Source organism: Streptomyces triculaminicus (genome assembly GCF_017349075.1).
In the GTDB taxonomy this organism is placed as follows: domain Bacteria; phylum Actinomycetota; class Actinomycetes; order Streptomycetales; family Streptomycetaceae; genus Streptomyces; species Streptomyces triculaminicus.
The window spans coordinates 103204-120243 of sequence record NZ_JAFMOF010000004.1; the positions used below are offsets into that span (position 1 = coordinate 103204).

General features: G+C 68.8%; 18 protein-coding genes. 9 read left to right on the plus strand and 9 right to left on the minus strand.

All coding sequences use genetic code 11. From position 1 onward, the window contains the following. Window positions 1-25: 25 nt before the first annotated feature. From J1792_RS24420 to J1792_RS24430, 3 genes are all read right to left on the minus strand, one after another. Window positions 26-586: a CGNR zinc finger domain-containing protein gene (locus J1792_RS24420; RefSeq protein ID WP_086566504.1), complete on the minus strand. Its 561-nt coding sequence runs from the start codon at window positions 584-586 to the stop codon at window positions 26-28. Between the two features lie 78 nt (window positions 587-664). Beyond that, on the minus strand, window positions 665-859 hold the full coding sequence (locus tag J1792_RS24425; RefSeq protein ID WP_207248218.1) for a hypothetical protein: 195 nt from the start codon (window positions 857-859) through the stop codon (window positions 665-667). Window positions 860-904: 45 nt separating this feature from the next. Further along, the gene (locus J1792_RS24430) at window positions 905-1969 is read right to left on the minus strand and encodes an alpha/beta fold hydrolase (protein ID WP_086566502.1); all 1065 of its coding nucleotides are present in this window, start codon (window positions 1967-1969) and stop codon (window positions 905-907) included. A 366-nt stretch (window positions 1970-2335) separates the two neighbouring features. On the opposite strand from J1792_RS24430, the gene J1792_RS24435 reads away from it, so the two are divergent. Continuing rightward, window positions 2336-2662: a hypothetical protein gene (locus J1792_RS24435; RefSeq protein ID WP_143587564.1), complete on the plus strand. Its 327-nt coding sequence runs from the start codon at window positions 2336-2338 to the stop codon at window positions 2660-2662. A 169-nt stretch (window positions 2663-2831) separates the two neighbouring features. Here the strand turns inward: J1792_RS24435 and ppk2 are convergent, their stop codons facing one another. Continuing rightward, complete coding sequence (ppk2, locus tag J1792_RS24440) at window positions 2832-3647, minus strand: polyphosphate kinase 2 (RefSeq protein ID WP_207248219.1); 816 nt, start codon at window positions 3645-3647, stop codon at window positions 2832-2834. 264 nt (window positions 3648-3911) lie between these two features. Here ppk2 and J1792_RS24445 point away from each other — a divergent pair, with 264 nt between their 5' ends. The 4 genes from J1792_RS24445 (at window position 3912) to J1792_RS24465 (ending at window position 7886) form a co-directional block, all read left to right on the plus strand. Beyond that, window positions 3912-5126 (plus strand): PP2C family protein-serine/threonine phosphatase, encoded by a 1215-nt coding sequence (locus J1792_RS24445; protein ID WP_086566500.1) that lies wholly within the window; start codon window positions 3912-3914, stop codon window positions 5124-5126. Window positions 5127-5351: 225 nt separating this feature from the next. Beyond that, on the plus strand, window positions 5352-5807 hold the full coding sequence (locus tag J1792_RS24450; RefSeq protein ID WP_086566498.1) for a Crp/Fnr family transcriptional regulator: 456 nt from the start codon (window positions 5352-5354) through the stop codon (window positions 5805-5807). A 118-nt stretch (window positions 5808-5925) separates the two neighbouring features. Next, on the plus strand, window positions 5926-7068 hold the full coding sequence (locus tag J1792_RS35460; protein ID WP_242705249.1) for a pyridoxamine 5'-phosphate oxidase family protein: 1143 nt from the start codon (window positions 5926-5928) through the stop codon (window positions 7066-7068). Between the two features lie 71 nt (window positions 7069-7139). After that, window positions 7140-7886, plus strand: a complete 747-nt coding sequence (locus tag J1792_RS24465; RefSeq protein ID WP_086566496.1) for a SpoIIAA family protein — start codon at window positions 7140-7142, stop codon at window positions 7884-7886. A 183-nt stretch (window positions 7887-8069) separates the two neighbouring features. Here the strand turns inward: J1792_RS24465 and J1792_RS24470 are convergent, their stop codons facing one another. The 5 genes from J1792_RS24470 to J1792_RS24490 all read right to left on the minus strand — a co-directional run bounded on the left by J1792_RS24470 (window position 8070) and on the right by J1792_RS24490 (window position 13023). Beyond that, the gene (locus J1792_RS24470) at window positions 8070-8657 is read right to left on the minus strand and encodes a lipase family protein (RefSeq protein WP_207248220.1); all 588 of its coding nucleotides are present in this window, start codon (window positions 8655-8657) and stop codon (window positions 8070-8072) included. A gap of 195 nt (window positions 8658-8852) precedes the next feature. After that, a complete protein-coding gene (locus J1792_RS24475; protein WP_143587563.1) occupies window positions 8853-9134 on the minus strand; it encodes a hypothetical protein in 282 nt (93 codons plus the stop codon). A gap of 246 nt (window positions 9135-9380) precedes the next feature. Continuing rightward, on the minus strand, window positions 9381-10511 hold the full coding sequence (locus J1792_RS24480; protein WP_086566491.1) for a serine hydrolase domain-containing protein: 1131 nt from the start codon (window positions 10509-10511) through the stop codon (window positions 9381-9383). Between the two features lie 54 nt (window positions 10512-10565). Next, window positions 10566-11234: a DUF4097 family beta strand repeat-containing protein gene (locus J1792_RS24485; protein WP_207248221.1), complete on the minus strand. Its 669-nt coding sequence runs from the start codon at window positions 11232-11234 to the stop codon at window positions 10566-10568. 430 nt (window positions 11235-11664) lie between these two features. Next, complete coding sequence (locus J1792_RS24490; RefSeq protein ID WP_307843083.1) at window positions 11665-13023, minus strand: aminotransferase class V-fold PLP-dependent enzyme; 1359 nt, start codon at window positions 13021-13023, stop codon at window positions 11665-11667. Window positions 13024-13569: 546 nt separating this feature from the next. On the opposite strand from J1792_RS24490, the gene J1792_RS24495 reads away from it, so the two are divergent. The 4 genes from J1792_RS24495 (at window position 13570) to J1792_RS24510 (ending at window position 17005) form a co-directional block, all read left to right on the plus strand. Continuing rightward, on the plus strand, window positions 13570-14565 hold the full coding sequence (locus J1792_RS24495; protein WP_242646581.1) for a ParB N-terminal domain-containing protein: 996 nt from the start codon (window positions 13570-13572) through the stop codon (window positions 14563-14565). A gap of 249 nt (window positions 14566-14814) precedes the next feature. Then, the gene (locus tag J1792_RS24500) at window positions 14815-15855 is read left to right on the plus strand and encodes an NAD(P)/FAD-dependent oxidoreductase (protein WP_372446168.1); all 1041 of its coding nucleotides are present in this window, start codon (window positions 14815-14817) and stop codon (window positions 15853-15855) included. Window positions 15856-15874: 19 nt separating this feature from the next. Continuing rightward, complete coding sequence (locus J1792_RS24505) at window positions 15875-16174, plus strand: 2Fe-2S iron-sulfur cluster-binding protein (protein WP_207248222.1); 300 nt, start codon at window positions 15875-15877, stop codon at window positions 16172-16174. A gap of 78 nt (window positions 16175-16252) precedes the next feature. Further along, window positions 16253-17005, plus strand: a complete 753-nt coding sequence (locus J1792_RS24510) for a hypothetical protein (RefSeq protein ID WP_086567014.1) — start codon at window positions 16253-16255, stop codon at window positions 17003-17005. Window positions 17006-17040 lie beyond the last annotated feature (35 nt).

Here is a 17040-nt window from a genome sequence, read left to right on the forward strand (position 1 = left end):
GCAGGCATGGCCGCAGGTACCGCGATCACCCCGCAGGGGCGACGACGGTCTTCCTGCGGGCGCGGTACGCGGCGGCCTTGATCTTGTTGCCGCAGGACTCCATGCCGCACCACTGGCGCCGTCCGCCGCGCGAGCGGTCGATGTAGATGCGGGTGCACTCGGGGTTGCCGCACTCCTTGAGCAGGGGTACGTCCGGGCCGCTCAGCAGTTCCACCGCGTGCCGGGCGACGGTGGACAGCGCTTCTCGCTGCGTCGCCGCCGTCCAGCGGCCGGAGTGGGTCAGCTGCGGTGCCGCGGAAGCCCTGCAGGCCGCCTCGTTGACCACGGCCAGCGCCTCGTCGTCGAAGTCCTCGCCGAGGCGCCGGGCCGTGATCAGCTGGTAGACGGCCTCCCGTACGGTCGTCGCCCGGACCACGTCGGCCTGCCGGGCGGGCGAGACGGAGTCGACGATGCCGGACTCCACGTACCACGCGTCCAGGCGGTCCGGTGCCGCGAACATCTCGAATCGCGCCGCGCGGCGTGCGCGGAGCGTGGCCGCGAAGTCCAGGGCCGGATTGCCGCACACAAAGACATGATCCAGGTTCACGTCACCATCCTGACGGGTGACTACGATGCCCGCAAGAATCGTCGGCCGCTACCGCGGGGCCCTCCCTGCGGACGCACGTCAGAGCACCAGGTCCCACGCCAGACAGGAGAGGAGATTGCTCGCCCCTTCGGGGTTGTAGGTGTCCCGCGCCGGATCCCTCGGCGAGGCTTCCTTCACCTCGACCATGTCCTCGTAGGCGATCCGCTCGGGCAGCGCGCCGAACCGCGCGTGGCGCATCGCCGAGCCGCTGTCCTGTGTGTTGCTGTCTTGCATCGTCAGCCTCCCGCTGCCTCGGAACACTATGCAGTTGATGACGCGTCAGAGATGGTTCGCGTCGATGACGGCTCGGGCGAACGCCTCGGGTGCCTCCTGCGGCACGTTGTGGCCGATGCCCTTCAGGGTGCGGTGGTCGTACGGGCCCACGAATCTGTCCCGGTACATGGTCCCGTCGCCCGGAACCGTGAACGGGTCGCGCTCGGCGTCGAGCGTCACCGTCGGCACGGCGATGACCGGCCGGGCGGCGAGCCGCTTCTCGTACGGCTCGTAGCGCCGTTCGCCCTCGGCGAGGCTCAGCCGCCAGCGGTAGTTGTGGATCACGATGGCGGCGTAGTCCGGGTTCCCGAAGGCGGCGGCCGTGCGCTCGAAGGTGGCGTCGTCGAAGTCCCAGGTCGGGGACACGGTGTCCCAGACCAGTCGGGTCAGGTCGTGCCGCTTGTCCTTGTCCTCCATGGCGAGCCGGCCTCGCTCCGTGGAGAAGTAGTACTGGTACCACCAGGCGTGCTCGGTCGCCGGCGCCAGCGGCTGGAGGTTCGTCTCGAGGTTGACGACGAGGTAACCGCCCACCGATACCAAGGCCTTGCAGCGCTCGGGCCACAGCGCCGCGATGATATCGGCACTCCGAGCCCCCCAGTCGAATCCGGCGAGCACCGCCTTCTCCAGCCCCAGCGCGTCCATCAGGGCGATGACGTCGAGGGCGATGGCCGACTGCTGACCGTTTCTGAAGGTCCGGGACGAGACGAAGCGCGTCGTGCCGTGGCCGCGCAGATAGGGAACGATCACTCGGTACCCCTCCGCCGCCAGCAGGGGCGCGACATCGACGAAGCTGTGGATGTCGTACGGCCAGCCGTGCAGGCAGATGACCGGCGCGCCATGGGCCGGCCCCAGCTCGGCGTAGCCGATCTCCAGCAGTCCGGCCCTGACCTTCCGGAGCGGAGGGAACGCGGTGTGCCCGCGGGGGCCGGCCGCGGACGCGGGGGCCGTGGCGGCCCGCTGCCCTGTCATGGCCGAGGCATGCGCCGGTCCCGACGGCCCCGCCAGGGGTGCGGCGACCGCGCCACCGGCACCCAGGCCGAGAGCCTTGCCGAACGTACGCCTGTTGATCATGTGAAGCCCTCCGCGCGTCTCGAAGTGCCTGCCTGCGACCGATCTGCGCCTCGCAGGAGATCCCACGCGCACACCGGTCCCGGCGGACCTCCGTGGGCGTGCCAGACGACTGTGGCACAGCGTGCATCACCGGTCAAACAGGTGACGCGTGCCAAGTCATCGCATGCCAGGGAGGTTTGATGATCAGCGCCGACCGCTGCCGTAGCGACTCACCCCACCAACCCGGCCTCCGGAGTCATCCGGACCGCGCTCCAACGTCGGCACGCCGGTTCCCGGCCAACTCCGCTCGGGCACTACCGGGTGTCCGCATCCATGAGTAGCGTCGCCCCTCGTATCGATCGGCCTCAACGTCCACAAGGAGGGCACATGAGATTCCGCTACCGTGTCGCGGCTGTCAGCGCATCCCTCGCCCTTGCGGGTGGGGGCGCGGTGGGTGTCGCCGCGCCGGCTTCCGCATCCGAAGGCGCCGCACCCTCCCTCTCCTGCGATGCATGGCGGTACGAGAGGGGAAGCGACGGCCATGGTGCGTCGATCACGTGCTACGGCAGCTCGTTCACCGGGTACGCCGTCTGTCACCAGCCCGACGGTTACCTGTACCTCCGCTTCGGTAACCGCGCCCGCTCCGGTGGCACTTCGACGGTGTGGTGCGGCCGCAACGCGGAGGTCACCGATGCGGGTGCGATCCGCAGCTGATCGCCCGGAGCGCAGCCTCGGCATCTGAGCGCATCGGCGCACCGCTCGACGTCCTGCCCATGTGCACGGCGTGCATGGCCGGGCAGTGGTTCCGGGAGAGGATGAGCGACATCTGCTCCTGAGCCGTGCGCACGGGCAGGGCAGCCTGCAGCCGACGAAGGGTCAACTCCTATCGGATGAGGCCGGCCGCGTGGTCGGGTACCTGGGTCTGCCGGTCCCGGGGCGGCCGCCGGTATCCGGTGGACGGCGGGCGGGGTGGCAGCTCGAGAGTGGGCTCGGGAACGTCGTGGTACGGCACGGTCGACAGCAGGTGGGCGATCATATTGATGCGGGCCGCACGCTTGTCGTCGCTCTCGACGACGTACCAGGGCGCCTCGGGGAGTTCCGTGTGCGTGAACATCTCGTCCTTCGCCCGCGAGTACGCCTCCCAACGGGTGATCGACTCCAGATCCATCGCCGACAGCTTCCAGCGGCGCGTCGGGTCCTCCAGACGGTTACGGAATCGCTGTTCCTGCACGGTGTCGCTCACCGAGAACCAGTACTTGCGCAGCAGGATCCCGTCCTCGGCCAGGAGCCGTTCGAAGACGGGGCACTGGGCGAGGAAGCGCCGGTACTCCCCCTCCGTGCAGAAGCCCATGACGCGCTCGACCCCGGCGCGGTTGTACCAGCTGCGGTCGAAGAGGACGATCTCACCCGCGGCGGGCAGGTGCGCGACGTAGCGCTGGAAGTACCACTGAGTACGTTCCCGCTCGGTCGGGACGGGCAGGGCGGCGATCCGGGCGACGCGCGGGTTCAGGCGCTCGGTGACCCGCTTGATCGCACTCCCTTTCCCCGCCGCGTCGCGCCCTTCGAAGACGACGACGACCCGGCGCCCCTCGGCCCGCACCCACTCCTGGAGCTTGACCAGTTCCACCTGGAGCCGCAGCAGCTCCCGCTCGTACACCGGGCGCGGCAGATGCTGCGGACGGTTATTGCTGTCGGTCACTGTCGCCTCCCGTGAAAAGCTCACGCTACGGCGCGGGACCGTACGGACGTGGTTGACGGGGCCGACGCAGCGGGCCGGACAGTCGGTCAGCCTGCCGCAAAGAACGTGCAGGATTTCGCCCTTACAGGGGAGAAGCGATCACCTCGTGCCATTCGAAGGCAACGGTGACGTCTGTATATGCCACAGTCGCCTCATGGTGATGAGGTCACCGTGCAGTGACGTGAGGAAGACGCGAGAAGCCGGACGTCCAGGGAAGGCGGGCGGATGACCAGTCGCACCGTTCCCGACGGGCAGGACCCCGTCGGCCGGGCGGCATGCTCCTGCGAGGGCGAGGGCCTTCACGCCAAGGGCTGCGGCACCGCGGACGAGCAGTTCCGGGGGCTGCTCGAATCCGCTCCCGACGCCATGGTCATCGTGGACGACACGGGCCTCATCCGCCTGGTCAACGCCCAGACGGAGGCTCTGTTCGGCTACGACCGGCATGAGCTGCTGGGCCGTCCCGTGGAAGTCCTCGTGCCCGGCCGGTTCCGCGACCGGCACGCGGTGCACCGCAAGGACTACGCGCACAACCCGCAGTTCCGTCCCATGGGAGTCGGGCTGGACCTGTACGGACTCCGCAGGGACGGACGGGAGTTCCCCGTGGAGATCAGTCTGAGCCCCTTGCGGACGCCTGACGGGCTGCTGTTCTCGGCGGCGGTCCGCGACGTCACCGCGCGCAGGGCCGCGGAGGCCGAGCTCACCAGACTCTACGAGCAGCAGCGGCACGTCGCGCTGACGTTGCAGCGCAGCCTCATGGGCACCCCGCCCGACGTACCCGGCCTCCGTACCGCCAGCCGCTACCTGCCCGCCACCCAGGGTGCGGGCGTCGGCGGTGACTGGTTCGATCTCGTCCCGTTGGAGGGCGGCAGGGTCGGTGTCCTGATCGGCGACGTGATGGGCCGCGGGCTGGAGGCGGCCGCCGTCATGGGCCAACTGCGCTCCGCCGCCAACGCCCTGGCCCGCACCGGCATGCCGCCCCGACGGCTGATGGAGGTCCTCGACGCCGTCGTCGCCGACCTCCCCGGCCAACTGGTCACCTGCTGCTACCTGGTCGTCGCCCCCGACAGCGGAGAGATCACCCTCTGTTCGGCAGGGCACCTGCCCGTACTTCTTGCCGCTCCCGGCCCCGACGTCCGACCGTTGCCCGCACCAGTGAGTGTTCCCCTGGGTGTGGGTGGCGTCGCGCACGAGCAGGCGACCCACACCGTGCCCCCGGGGGCGACGCTCGCGCTGTACACCGACGGCCTGGTGGAGACGCCCGACACCGACATCGAGGAGCAGATCGCCGCTCTCGCCGCGGAACTGGGCACCGCCCTGGGCACTGGGCAGGATCTGGAAGCGGTGGCGGACTCGGCCGTCACGGCCCTGCTGCCGGTCACGGCCGGCGACGATGACGTGACCCTGCTTCTGGCGCAGTTGCCCTCCCGCGTCATCCGCTGACGACGAAGACCCGTGGCCCGTGGCCCGTGGTCAGCGAGCCGGGCGGGGGGCGCTCGTGTGAGGGTGGTGGACCGGCAACGCGCGCGTGGAGTCGCGTACCTGCGACGCCAGCGCCGAGACCGGCGCCCGGATGGCCCGCACTCCTCCCGGACCGCTCGGCGTGCGGCTCGTCGGGGGTGTGGTCAGGCTGAGGGGAGCACCGCCACCGAGCGAGCAGGAGACGCCATGAAGGACACAGGTGTTTTCGCGGCCGTCCCGGAAGGACCCCGCGAACGGCTCATGGCGCTCGGCCGCGAGGTGTCCTTCCCCGCGGGTACGAGGATCTTCGAGGAGGGCGGCCGGGCCGACCGGTTCTGGGTCATCCGTGCGGGCGGCGTCAACCTCGACATCCACGTGCCGGGACGCCGTGCCGCGGTCATCGAGACGCTGGGCGCCGGGCGCATGCTGGGATGGTCCTGGCTGTGCCCGCCGCACCAGTGGCACCTGGGCGCCGAGGCGAACGGCACCGTGCAGGCATGGGAATTCGACGCCGCCGAGGTTCTGGAACTCTGCGAGCGGGACCACGAGCTGGACCACGCCCTCCTCACCTATGTCGTCGAGGTCCTCGGCCGCCGGCTGCGCGCCTCCCGCACCCGGCTTCTCGACCTCTACGGCCCCTACGGAAGCGGATCGCCCGGGTGACCGGCGTTCCCCTCCCCTACCGCGTGACGGCCAACCGGCCCGAGCCGCCGGCACCCGTACGATCTCGCTGCAGCCGGTCGCGGAAGCCCTGCCGGTCTTCGCCCCGGGGCGGTTCGCCGTGGTCTACGCCTTCGGCGTCGGGGACATCTCCGTGTCCGTCGCCGGGCTCGACGGAGGGGTGCTCACCCACACGATCCGCGCCGTGGGCGCGACGTCCCGGGCGCTGTGCGCGGTCCGGCCGGGGACGCAGGTGGGGGTACGGGGCCCGTTCGGCACCGGCTGGGACCTGCCGGCCGCCACCGGACGCGACCTGCTCGTCGTGGCCGACGGCATCGGCCTGGCCCTGATGCGGCCGCTCGCCTACGAGCGCCCGCCGCAGCCCGCCGCGGACGTTCCTCCGCGGGCCGGAACGGGCCACGGCGCCACCGAGGCACCCTCTACCACCGCTGCACCCTCGACGCCGGAGGACTCGTGGCTGCGGGCCCCCTCCCGATCGGCGGCGCACCGCTGGCACACGTGCCCGGCCTCTGGTCCTCTGGGGGCGGGGACGGCTCAGGAGCCCCATGCTCATGGGGCGCGATGCGGAGGTGGGGAGATGCACGCCGACGGGCCGGTCCCGCCGCACGAGGACTCGGTGGTCACTCGCTGTGCCGTGCGCCGCCGGCAGCTCGGGCTGACGCGCGAGGAGCTGGCGCATCGCGCCGGCATGTCCGTCGCCTATCTGGACCGGGTCGAGACCTTGAGCGGCGACTTCGACCCCGCCGCGCTCATGCGCCTCGCCGCCGCGCTGGAGATGCCGTACGACGAGCTCGCCCGGGGCCCGCGGGAAGCGGCGCCCGGCCGGCGGAAGGCAGGCCCGCACCCCATGCTGGCGCAGCTTTCCGAGGACGAGTGCTGGCGGCGGCTCGGCACCCACGGCATCGGCAGGATCGGCCTGAGTGCCACCGGGTCCGCCCCCGTCGTCCTGCCCGTGAACTTCCTGGTCGACGGCCGCACCATCGTCTACCGGACCGAGGCCGACGGCGCGGCGGCCCCGGCGGAGGGGGAACAGCTCGCGTTCGAGACCGACCGCATCGACGAACAGCTCAGCCGCGGCTGGAGCGTCCTCATCACCGGAACGGCAGAGCACATCACCGACCCCGGCACGGTCGAGTCCCTCACCACCCGGCCCGGCGCCCAGCCCTGGGCCGGCGGGAAGCGCGACCTGTGGGTCCGCATCCGGCCCGGCGAGGTGACCGGACGCACCATCCACACCCGATAGAGCGGGCGACGGCTCTGCCCCGACCCGCGATTTCACCGATCGCCGCTCACCCGGCCTCAGAGGAGAACGGCATGCTGGAGAGAGCCAAGGACACGCCCACAGGCGTCGACGCGATCAAAGCTGTCGGGACCGTGTCGAGGGACGACTACCAAAAGGTGGTCGAGCCACTCATCGAGGACGCGAGAAGGGAAGGGCGCCGCATCCGGATGCTGTGCGAGATGGGCCCCGATTTCAAGTCCTTCACCCCCGGAGCCGCCTGGGAAGACCTCAAGGTCGGCACCGGTGCCATAAGACTGTTCGAGGGCTGCGCGGTCGTCACCGACGTGCGCTGGATCCGTGAGTCCACGCGGTTGACGAGCTTTCTGACGCCCTGTCCGGTACGCGTCTTCGGCAGCCAGGAGCGCGACGAAGCCCTGCGTTGGCTGGCATCGCTTCCCGAGGGCCCCGGCATCTCCCACCGGCTGACCGATTCCGAAGTGCTCGTGGTCGAGGTCGAACAGCCCCTGCGCACACAGGACTTCGATGCCCTCGCATCGACCGCGGACAACTGGCTCAGGACACACGCCGAACTGGCCGGCGTCGTGATCCATGCCCGCGAGTTCCCCGGATGGGAGAACATCGGCGGCTTGATCCGTCATGTGCGGTTCGTTCGTGACCACCACCGGAAGGTCAGGAGGATCGCACTGGCGGCCGACAGCAAGGCAGCCACCCTGGTGCCCCAGCTTGCGAATCACTTCGTTCAGGCCGAAGTCCGGCGGTTCGAATACGACGAACTCGATGAAGCCATCGCGTGGGCGGCCGGCCCCCCGGCTCATTAGCGGTGCCTGAGCAACCCCGCCTGCTCCGCGCAGCGACCGGACGTTCCGGCTGCCCACCGATCCGAAGCTCGGGGTCGGTGCACGGCCGCCGAGCCGCGAGCCCGTTCTGGCCGCGCTCTCCGCTGATCACCGGGCCCTCGGCATCGGCGGAGGCAGCCGGAGGCGAGGGGTCGCCGAGCGATGTCAGGCCAGGTTCTTCTCCAGCGCGGCGATGTACTGGTGGATGGAATGGTCGCGCACGCCGTCGCCGGCGGGTGCGAGCGCGTCGGCGGTGTATCCCCTGGCGTGGTCGGCGAGGTTGCCGAAGAGCGAGGTCTTCTCGCGGAGCCGGCCGTCGGAGCCGAGGTAGCGCAGGGTGTCGACGTGGGTGTAGGCGGGCTCCGGCGGCAGCGTCGGGACGACGTCGTTGTTGTTGACGAAGCGGAACATGCGCTGCTTGAAGCCCTTGTTGTACGCCTCGGCGAGGAGGCGGTCGCAGGTGCGGGGCTGGCCGTAGGTGTAGACGCCGTCGGCGAGCAGCTTCGGGTCCTCGAGGTACAGCCGTGCACCGGCGAGCATGGCCAGGGCACCGCCGAGGCTGTGACCGGTGAAGAACAGGCTCTGCCCGAACCGCGTGTGGTGGTGCCGCACCTTCTCGAAGCCCCACTGGCGGGCCTGCTTCTCGATGGTCGCCTCGTCCTTGTACGCGAGGTCCGAGGCCTGGGCCAGCCAGTAGGCGAGGCCGAGGCTGTAGCCGCGGGCGCGGTGGTCGATGGCTGAGGGCACGGGCACGGCGGGTCTCCGTTCAAGGCGTCGACGTGTGAACGCGGACAGACCTAGCCACTCCGCGCACGGTCCAGAGGACCCGCCCGCCACCTTCACTCGAACGGATGATCAGGTTTCCGCCTCGTCAGCCGCTTGGGGCTCCGACGGTCGGCGTCGCTCTGCGATATGGCAATGCCCCCTCATGGGAGGGGACATTGTGCGCTACTTGGTGCGTATCTTGCGGCCCTTCGGCGGCGGCCCGCATTCCCGTGCGGCCGCGATGAAGGGCTTGAGTGCGTCATGGAGCTTGTTCAGCGAGTCGGGCCCAAGCTCGATCTCGTAATACTGGACGGATGGGATGAGCCTGGTTTCGAAATCGCCGCTTCCGTCCCCGTCACTCTTCCCGGACCCAGCCCGCACATCCATACCCGGGACCGAGAACGTGTGCAGGTGGACGTCCTCGGTCACGGTCGGATCGAGGTCGTCGTAAACTTCGACCTTCACCCATGTCTCCTGGGTGACGGACTGGTCTCCCACTGTCAATGTCCTGCCTCCCTTCCGCACACCCGGCTCGCCTTGTCGCGATTCGTCTACCTCAATAAATCTGGTGCCCACCAGTGCCCCTTCCCAAGATCAACCAAAGCCTAGCTGCTGCCGGGTAGTTACACTCAATCGGGAAGATGCCAGGAGGCCCCTGCACAATGAGCAGGTCGGATTGGCCCGTGCGGGGCCACACCGCTCGGCCCTTGCCTACTGAGCCGGCTCGGCCGCGTCGGCCGACCCGGTCCGCCCGCCGCCGAACACCTCCTTGACGAGCTTTTGCGTCGCCTCCTGAAACGCCGCCGCCATGGACAGTGCGGTGTCGTCGACATAGTTCAGCGCGGCGGTCAGGGTCTTACTGCCGTCGGGCGTGCTGTACATCAGCGCCGCGTGGCCCGCCATGCCGCCGTTGTGGGTGATGACAGTGCCGCCGTTTTCGCCCGCGTCCTGCACGAACACCCCGAGGCCGTAACCGACCTTGGAACTCGGCTCGCACATCTCGGCCAGCAGCGGGGCCGGCAGGAGTTTGCCGCCCATCAGCGCGGAGATGAACGTGTGGAGGTCCTGGGTGGTCGAGATCATGTCTCCGCCGGTGGAGATCCACGAGGGGTTCTGGCGGGTGACGTCGACCGTCTTCTGCTGACCTGCGTCCTCGTACCGGTAGTAGGCGTGGGTGTGCGGCTCGGGGATCTCCGCACTGGTTTCCGGCACCACGGTGTCCGACAGCCCAAGCGGCCCCAGGACCAGTCGCTGCATCTCCTCGGCGAACGACTGGCCGGTGACCTTCTCGACCAGCAGCCGGGCCAGCACATAGTTGGTGTTGGAGTAGCTCCAGTCCGTCCCCGGCTCGAACCGCGCCGGCTTGGACAACGCCAGCCGTACGAGCTCTTCCGGCAGGTAGGTCTTGAACCGGTTGTCCACCCACTCCCGTCCCGCGGTCGTGGCGGGGATCCCCGGCGCGAACGTCCCGTCCTCGTAGTACTCGCCGGTGAAGTTGAACACCCCGCTGGTGTGCTGCAGCAGCATCCGCACCGTGATCCTCCCGTCCAGCCCGAACTCGGGCAGGTAGTCGGCCACCGGGGCGTCCAACCCGATCAGACCCTCGGCCACCAGTCGCAGCACCAAGGCCGCGGTGAAGGTCTTGGTGTTGCTGCCTATCCGGACGTACCCGTTCGTCGGCGGCTTCGCGGTCTCGCCCAGCTTGCGCACTCCGGCGCTGCCGACCCACTCCCCCCGCTCGTCGTGCACGCGCATCGTCACCCCGGTGAAACCGGACTCGACCATCTCCTCGATGGCCTTCTGCAGCTCCGGGCGGTCCTGGTCGGTAAGAGTGATGGACATGGTGGTGTGCTCCTTAGGAATTCGACTGAACGGACTGGATATGAGGGGTGCTTCTCAGAGGCTGCGGGCGGTGATGTTGCCGTAGGACGTGGTCGCGTGGATGGTCACGTCGGCGGTGCCGTCGGTGTTCTTGAGCGTGTTGTGGATGCGGCCGTAGGCGGTGCCGGCGTCCAGGGAGGCGGAGACTCCGCGGGCGGCGCCGACCGAGATCTCGCCGTGCTCGGTGCGCAGCGTGATCGTGCCGTATGTGGCTTCGGCGATGTGGAGGTCGCCCTTCTGGGTGCTGATCTGCGCGGTGCCGCGCAGGCGGCCGACGGTGATGTCGCCGGCCTGGAGGGCGAGGTGGGTGCCCTCGGTCTCGTCGAGCTTGATGGTGCCGTGCGCGGCCTCGAAGGCGACGTCGCCGAGCCGCCCCACGCCCCGGAGTTCGGCGGTGGCCGCCTTGGCCTCGATGCGGGAGCCGGCGGGCAGCTGGACGGTGACCTCGACGGAACCGGGGTTGCCCAGGAGCCGGTTCTTCGCCTCCAGGGCCTCGATCCGCAGGACGCCGTCGGCGTACGCGACCTCGATCCGCTCCGCCGCCTTCACGTCGCGGCCCTTCGAGGCGTCCGCGGGCCGGACCTCGACCGTGGCGTCGGCGCGGTCGGCGGCGATGAACTGGATGCGGCCCGCGGGGATGTCGAGGATGGCGGCGATCGGGGCGGTGGTGGCGAACTTCTGCATCGTATTTTCCTTCGGCTCGTCGTTTCTGACGAGGGAAAAGCTACGTTGCGTTTCGAGAACCGACAACATACTCGTTGCGAACAATCGACATCACTGCAGGTCACAGCCCCAATATCGTTGCAACGATTCTGAATCTAACGCAATGACAGCCAATCGTTCATTGCAATGAGCTAGGAGTGAACGCTATGCCGGCGGCGCTGAACGGGGCTGACCTCGGCGACCGGCTCAGGCACGGCCAGGGCGACGCTCACGGGAATCCCAGGCCCCAGCCGCCGGTGTCGTCGCCTTGCGGGCGGGCGGCGTCCCCACGCGCGTACGTGATCTCGTTACTCATCGCCGCCGCCCAAGGGGCATCCCGCTCGAACGCCGCCACCCCGCCCATAAGGACGGGGTGGTGAGCCGGCACGCCGCGCGCCGTAAGCGGCGGTGATCAAGCCAGTGACCGTATGACCTTCAGCGCCTTGTCGATCTCCTTCGGGAAGTTGACGATTCCGGCCGACAGGCGCACATGCGGAACCGCGTACGGCGTGGCGCTGGCGACGACGCGGTTGTCGCGGAGGATCCGCACGACGTCCTTCGGCTTGTAGCCCTGTACGTCGAAGGTGACGATGCCCGCGGACACCGCGGGGTCGAGCGGCGTATGGAGCGTGACGTGCTTCATGCGGGCCAGACCTTCCTTGATCTGGCCGTTCAGTTCGAGGATCCGGTCCTGGATCCGCTTGCGGCCGATCTGCCGGACGAAGCGGAACGCCTCGACGGTGGCCCACTGGTGTTCGTAGGCGAAGAAGCCGCCCGGGCTGATCCACGCGGCTTCGGTCGGGCCGTGCGGGGGGCGTTCCTGCCGCCAGGCGTCTTCCGTCTCCGGGGCCATCAGGCTGGGAATGGTCGGCTGGACGTGCTTCCAGCTCTCCGCCTTCCCCCAGATGATCCCGGTCCCGTGCGGTCCGAGGATCCACTTGTGCGTGCCCGCGGAGAAGAAGTCGCAGCCCATCTTCGCGACGTCCTCGTCCGCCACGCCGAAGCCGTGGACCCCGTCCACCACCAGCAGGATGCGGTCCGCTTCGTCGCGGTTGCGGTTCAGGTCCTTGATGACGGCCGCGACCTCGGCTATCGGCAGCCGTACACCGGTGTTGGAATGGACCCAGGTGACACCGACGACCCGGGTATGGGGGCGTATGGCGGCGCGTATCCGCGCTATGGCCTTGTCCGCGGAGAAGTTCAGCGACGATTCGTAGAGCGGGATCTTGCGCCAGCTCGCGCCCCACTTGTCGCAGGCCAGACGTATTGATTCGTGATGCGGATAGAACTCGTGCGTGGTGGTCAGGATCTCCTGGCCCGGCTTCAGGCGCAGGCCGTTGTAGATGAGGGCGAGCCCCATCGTGGTGCTGCTGGTGAGGGCGATCTCGTGGGGCTGCCCGCCGGTGTATTCGGCGGCGGCGGCGCATACCTGGCGCCACAGCATGTCCTGGTCGCGCTCGAACATGTTGTCGTCGAGGAAGTTGTACGGGTTCTCGTCGAACGCCTTCCGGTACTTTGCGATCGCCTCGCGGACGGGGGTCGGGTTCGAGGCGAAAAAGAAGTTCGACAGGTGCGCGTAGTCGGGCCGGAGCAGGAACTGCGCACGGACGGACTTCCAGTCGTGCGGCGCGAAGGGCTGGGGCGCGGCTTGTGGTGCGGCGGCTTGTGGTGCGGCGGCCTGTGCGGCGGCATTCGCCATGGGCCCTGACAGGGCCAGCGAGGAGGCCGCGACTCCGGAGCCGACCAGTATTTTACGACGCGAAAGAGACACGATTACCCCTCCATAAAGTGATATGCAGTGGCTTGTACATCCCCGGCCGAGGGCAGCGATGGCGCGTCACGGTTGTTTTGGCGAGGCGCGCTACCCAATTTCCCGGCCGAAATTCCCCGGCTCTTCGTCGGGATTCTATGGGGATTCTTCAGCGAGACCGAATTGCGCTTGATCATCGCATTTCGGGGAGACTAACGGCTTCCGTTTCGGCCCGTCAAGAAGCTTATCCGGAACTTCGGTGCCCCCCCCCGGGCAATTTCGGCCAGCGTTGGCTTATTCGAGAGGCGTCGAAGGAGGTTTCCAAGCCAATCGCCCATAGCGGGAGAAGCTGACTCTGCTGCCAATGGCATATGCCATCGAGATGAGGAGTGGCGCTGGGCACAATGGGCACAATCCGTCGGCCGAAACCCCGGGCCTGCGGTGCCGGGTCAGCGCACTTGATCAGGGCTTGACGGATCGCCACATAGATCGTTAACCATTCTCCTATCTACCTGTAGTGTGAAACGACGGGGAGTGGTGGGGGCGTTGACGGACCTATTAAAGGCAATGGCTCGGGACCCCGAGGTCGCGACGGAGGATGGGCGCACCGATGTCCACCTGGTGCCGGTCGGCTCCCTGGTGGTTGCCGACTCGCCCCGTCTGGGCGGGTTGAACCGGGAGCACGTCGAAGTACTCGCGCAGTGCGATATCGAACCGATCCTGGTGCATCGGGACACCCGGCGCGTGGTCGACGGGATGCACCGCCTCCAGGCCGCGAGGCTCCGCGGGGAGAATCTGATTCCCGTCCGATATCTGGACGGGCCGGTCGGCGAGGTCTTCATTCACTCCGTGATGGCCAATGTCGCCCATGGCCTGCCGTTGACGCTCAAGGACAGAAAGGCCGCGGCCGGGCGAATCCTGGTCTCGCACCCGAATCTGTCGGACCGCGCGATCGGGCGCATCGCCGGACTCTCACCCAAGACCGTGGGCGTCGTCCGCCGCGCTTCGACCGAGGAAGTTCCTCAGTCGAAGGTCCGGGTCGGGGCGGACGGCCGCTCCCGCCCGCTCGACGCGGCGCGACGCCGGGAGGCGGCACGCGCGTTCCTCGCCGAGCACGCCGGCGCCACGCTTCACGAGATCGCCGCCAGTGCGGGGGTGTCGATCAGCACCGCGTGCGAGATCCGGCAGCGGGTACGGCGTGGCGAGCAGAACGAGCAGCACCCTCCGCTACCGCGCATGCGTGCCGCACCCGAGGTCCGGGACCGGGACCGGACGGGCAGCGCCGGGCCGCCGACGGACGAACAGCGGACGGAGAACGGCCGGGTGCAGCGCATCGAGACCCTGGCGAAGGATCCGTCGCTCAGGCTCACCGAGTCCGGGCGCGCGCTGCTGCGCTGGCTGAACGAGCGTGCGCCGGATCTCGAGGCGGGACGGCAGCTGATGGCCGCGGTACCGCTGCACTGCGCCGTCGCGGTCGCGGACCTGGCCGACACCTACGCCCGGGAATGGCAGCGGTTCGCCAGGGCCCTGGACCAGGCCGTCGGCGACGCGGCCGAGCAGTAGGACGCTGCCGAGCGGTAGGACGTGGCCGAGCGCACCAGGAATGAAACGTCCGCCCACATCTACGGACGAGGGGACTTTCGACCCCTTTCCTTGACGGAATGATCAGTGCCCTGAAGGATGAATTTGCGCTCGGCGGTAAGTTTCACAGGCCAAGCACGGCCCCGCTGCGGTGCTTTGTATGAGCGCGAAAACGCCGAACGTCAAAAGGGGCTGGAGTTCGGAATGAATCAAGCGGGGAATCGAATGGAGATGACATCGGCTGACGTCGACGCGAGCGCGGACGTGGCCGTCGTCGGAGCGGGCCCGGCCGGCTTGTACGCCGCCTACTGCGCGGGGTTCCGCGGGCTTTCCAGCGTGCTGGTCGACGCGCTGCCCGAGCCGGGCGGCCAGATCTCGGCCCTGTACCCGGAGAAGAAGATCTACGACGTCGCCGGTCACCCGGCCGTGCGAGGCCGGGAGCTGATCGACAACCTGGTCGCCCAGGTCGCGCCGTTCGAGCCGCACTACCTGCTCGGCCGTACAGCGGCCTCTCTGACGTCCGACCTGACGTCCGACCTTACGTCCGACGCCCTGGCGCCGGACGCCGGGGCGGGCTGGACCATCGGGCTGGAGGGCGGTGGGCGGGTGCGTGCCGGAGCTGTCGTGATCGCGGGCGGGCTCGGCCGTTCGGTCCCGCGCACGATGCCCTGTCTGAGGCCCTACGAGGGGCGTGGCGTGGCGTACCACGTGCCGAGGCTCGACGAGCACCAAGACCGCGACGTGGTGATCGTGGGCGGTGGCGACAGCGCGGTCGACTGGGCCCTCGCCCTCGCGCCGGTCGCCCGGTCCGTCACCGTCGTCCACCGGCGCTCGGCCTTCCGTGCCCACGAACACAGCGTCAAACAAATGTATGCGGCCGATATTCGCGTGCTGGCAGATGCGCAGGTGACGGCCTGCAGGGGCGCAAAGCGTCTGGAAGAAGTGCGCGTCACGATCGGCGAAGAGGAATCGACGTTGCCCGCGCAGGCTCTTGTCGCGGCTCTGGGATTCATCACCAGCCTGGGCCCGATCGCCGAATGGGGACTCCGGGTGGAGAATCGCCAGATCGCGGTCGACAGGGCGATGCGGACGAATCTGCCGCGCGTGTACGCGGTCGGCGACATCTGTACCTACGAGGGTCGCGTCCCGCTCGTTTCGGTGGGCTTCGGTGAGGCGGCGGCCGCGGCGAACCACGCGGCGGTCGAACTGCGCCCCGGTTCCCGCCTCGCGCCGGAGCACTCCACCGACCGCGACACCGTGCCGCTGTCATGACCCCGGAGAAGCCGCTGTCATGGCCCTGAAGAAACTGACCATCCTTCCGACCGGAACCGAGATCCTGCTGCCCACGGGATCTCCCCTCACCGAGGTCGAGTACGAGACCCCGCAGCGGCTCATCCCGTTCGGATGCCGCTCCGGATCGTGCGGCGCGTGCGTCGTCCAGGTGCTGGAGGGCTTCGACTCCCTCGGCGAACCCGACGACGACGAGCTCGACTTCCTGGAAGACCTCGGCCGGACCGGTGGCAACCACCGCCTGGCCTGCCAGTGCCGGCTGCGGGGCGACGCGATCGTCCGCGTCGCCGACGACATCTGAACCGCATCTGACAGCGCTCGCACCGAACGTCCGAGCGCTCCCGAGAACGTCCACGAGAAAAACGAGAAAGGTGACACCATGCCGAACCGCGTGCACAACGTCGGCTACGGAGACCGTACCCCGTTCCTCAACGCCGCCGCCTCGGCGAAGCTGCGCGCCGAGATCGACGAGCAGCTCGATCTGCAGGTCGCCGAGTGGTACGCCAACGTCCCCGAGGCCGCGCACCTCGAGGGCAGGAACGTCGACTCCGCGTACTACAAGCGGCACCTGATCGAGACCGCCTGGCGTATCCGGCTGCTGCGGGTGGCCGAGTCCAAGGCGCTGGCGGAGATCGCCAAGCGCAGCCCGGAGGCGGCCCAGGTCTGGGCCAACTACGAGCAGGAGGAAATGCTCCACGACGAGCTGTTCATCGCCGACCTGGAGAAGGTGGGCGTGTCGCGCGAGCAGTTCCTGGACACCGAGCCCTACCTGTCGACCAAGCTGCTGACCGGCTACTTCTCCTACCTCCTGGACCACGAGGGCCCGCTCGGCGTGGTGGCGTACTCATACCTCGTCGAGTACGTGAACGTAAAGCTGGAGCCCAAGAAGCTGGAGGCGCTGAAGGGTTCGGTCGGCGAGAGCAACATCGGCGGCCAGATCAACCACTCCCACACCGACATCAACGACGACCACCCCGGCGAGGTCTGGGCGGCCGTCCGGCACCTCCTGCGCGGCGACGACGACATCGCCGCGTTCAAGCGGTACCTCCGCGAGCACCAGTCGATCCTGGCGCAGTACTTCGAGGAGCTCTACCAGGACACCATCGTCAAGGCCGAGAAGCAGTCGGTCTGAGCCTGATCCCTGTCCTCGGCGGGGGCGCGGCGCGG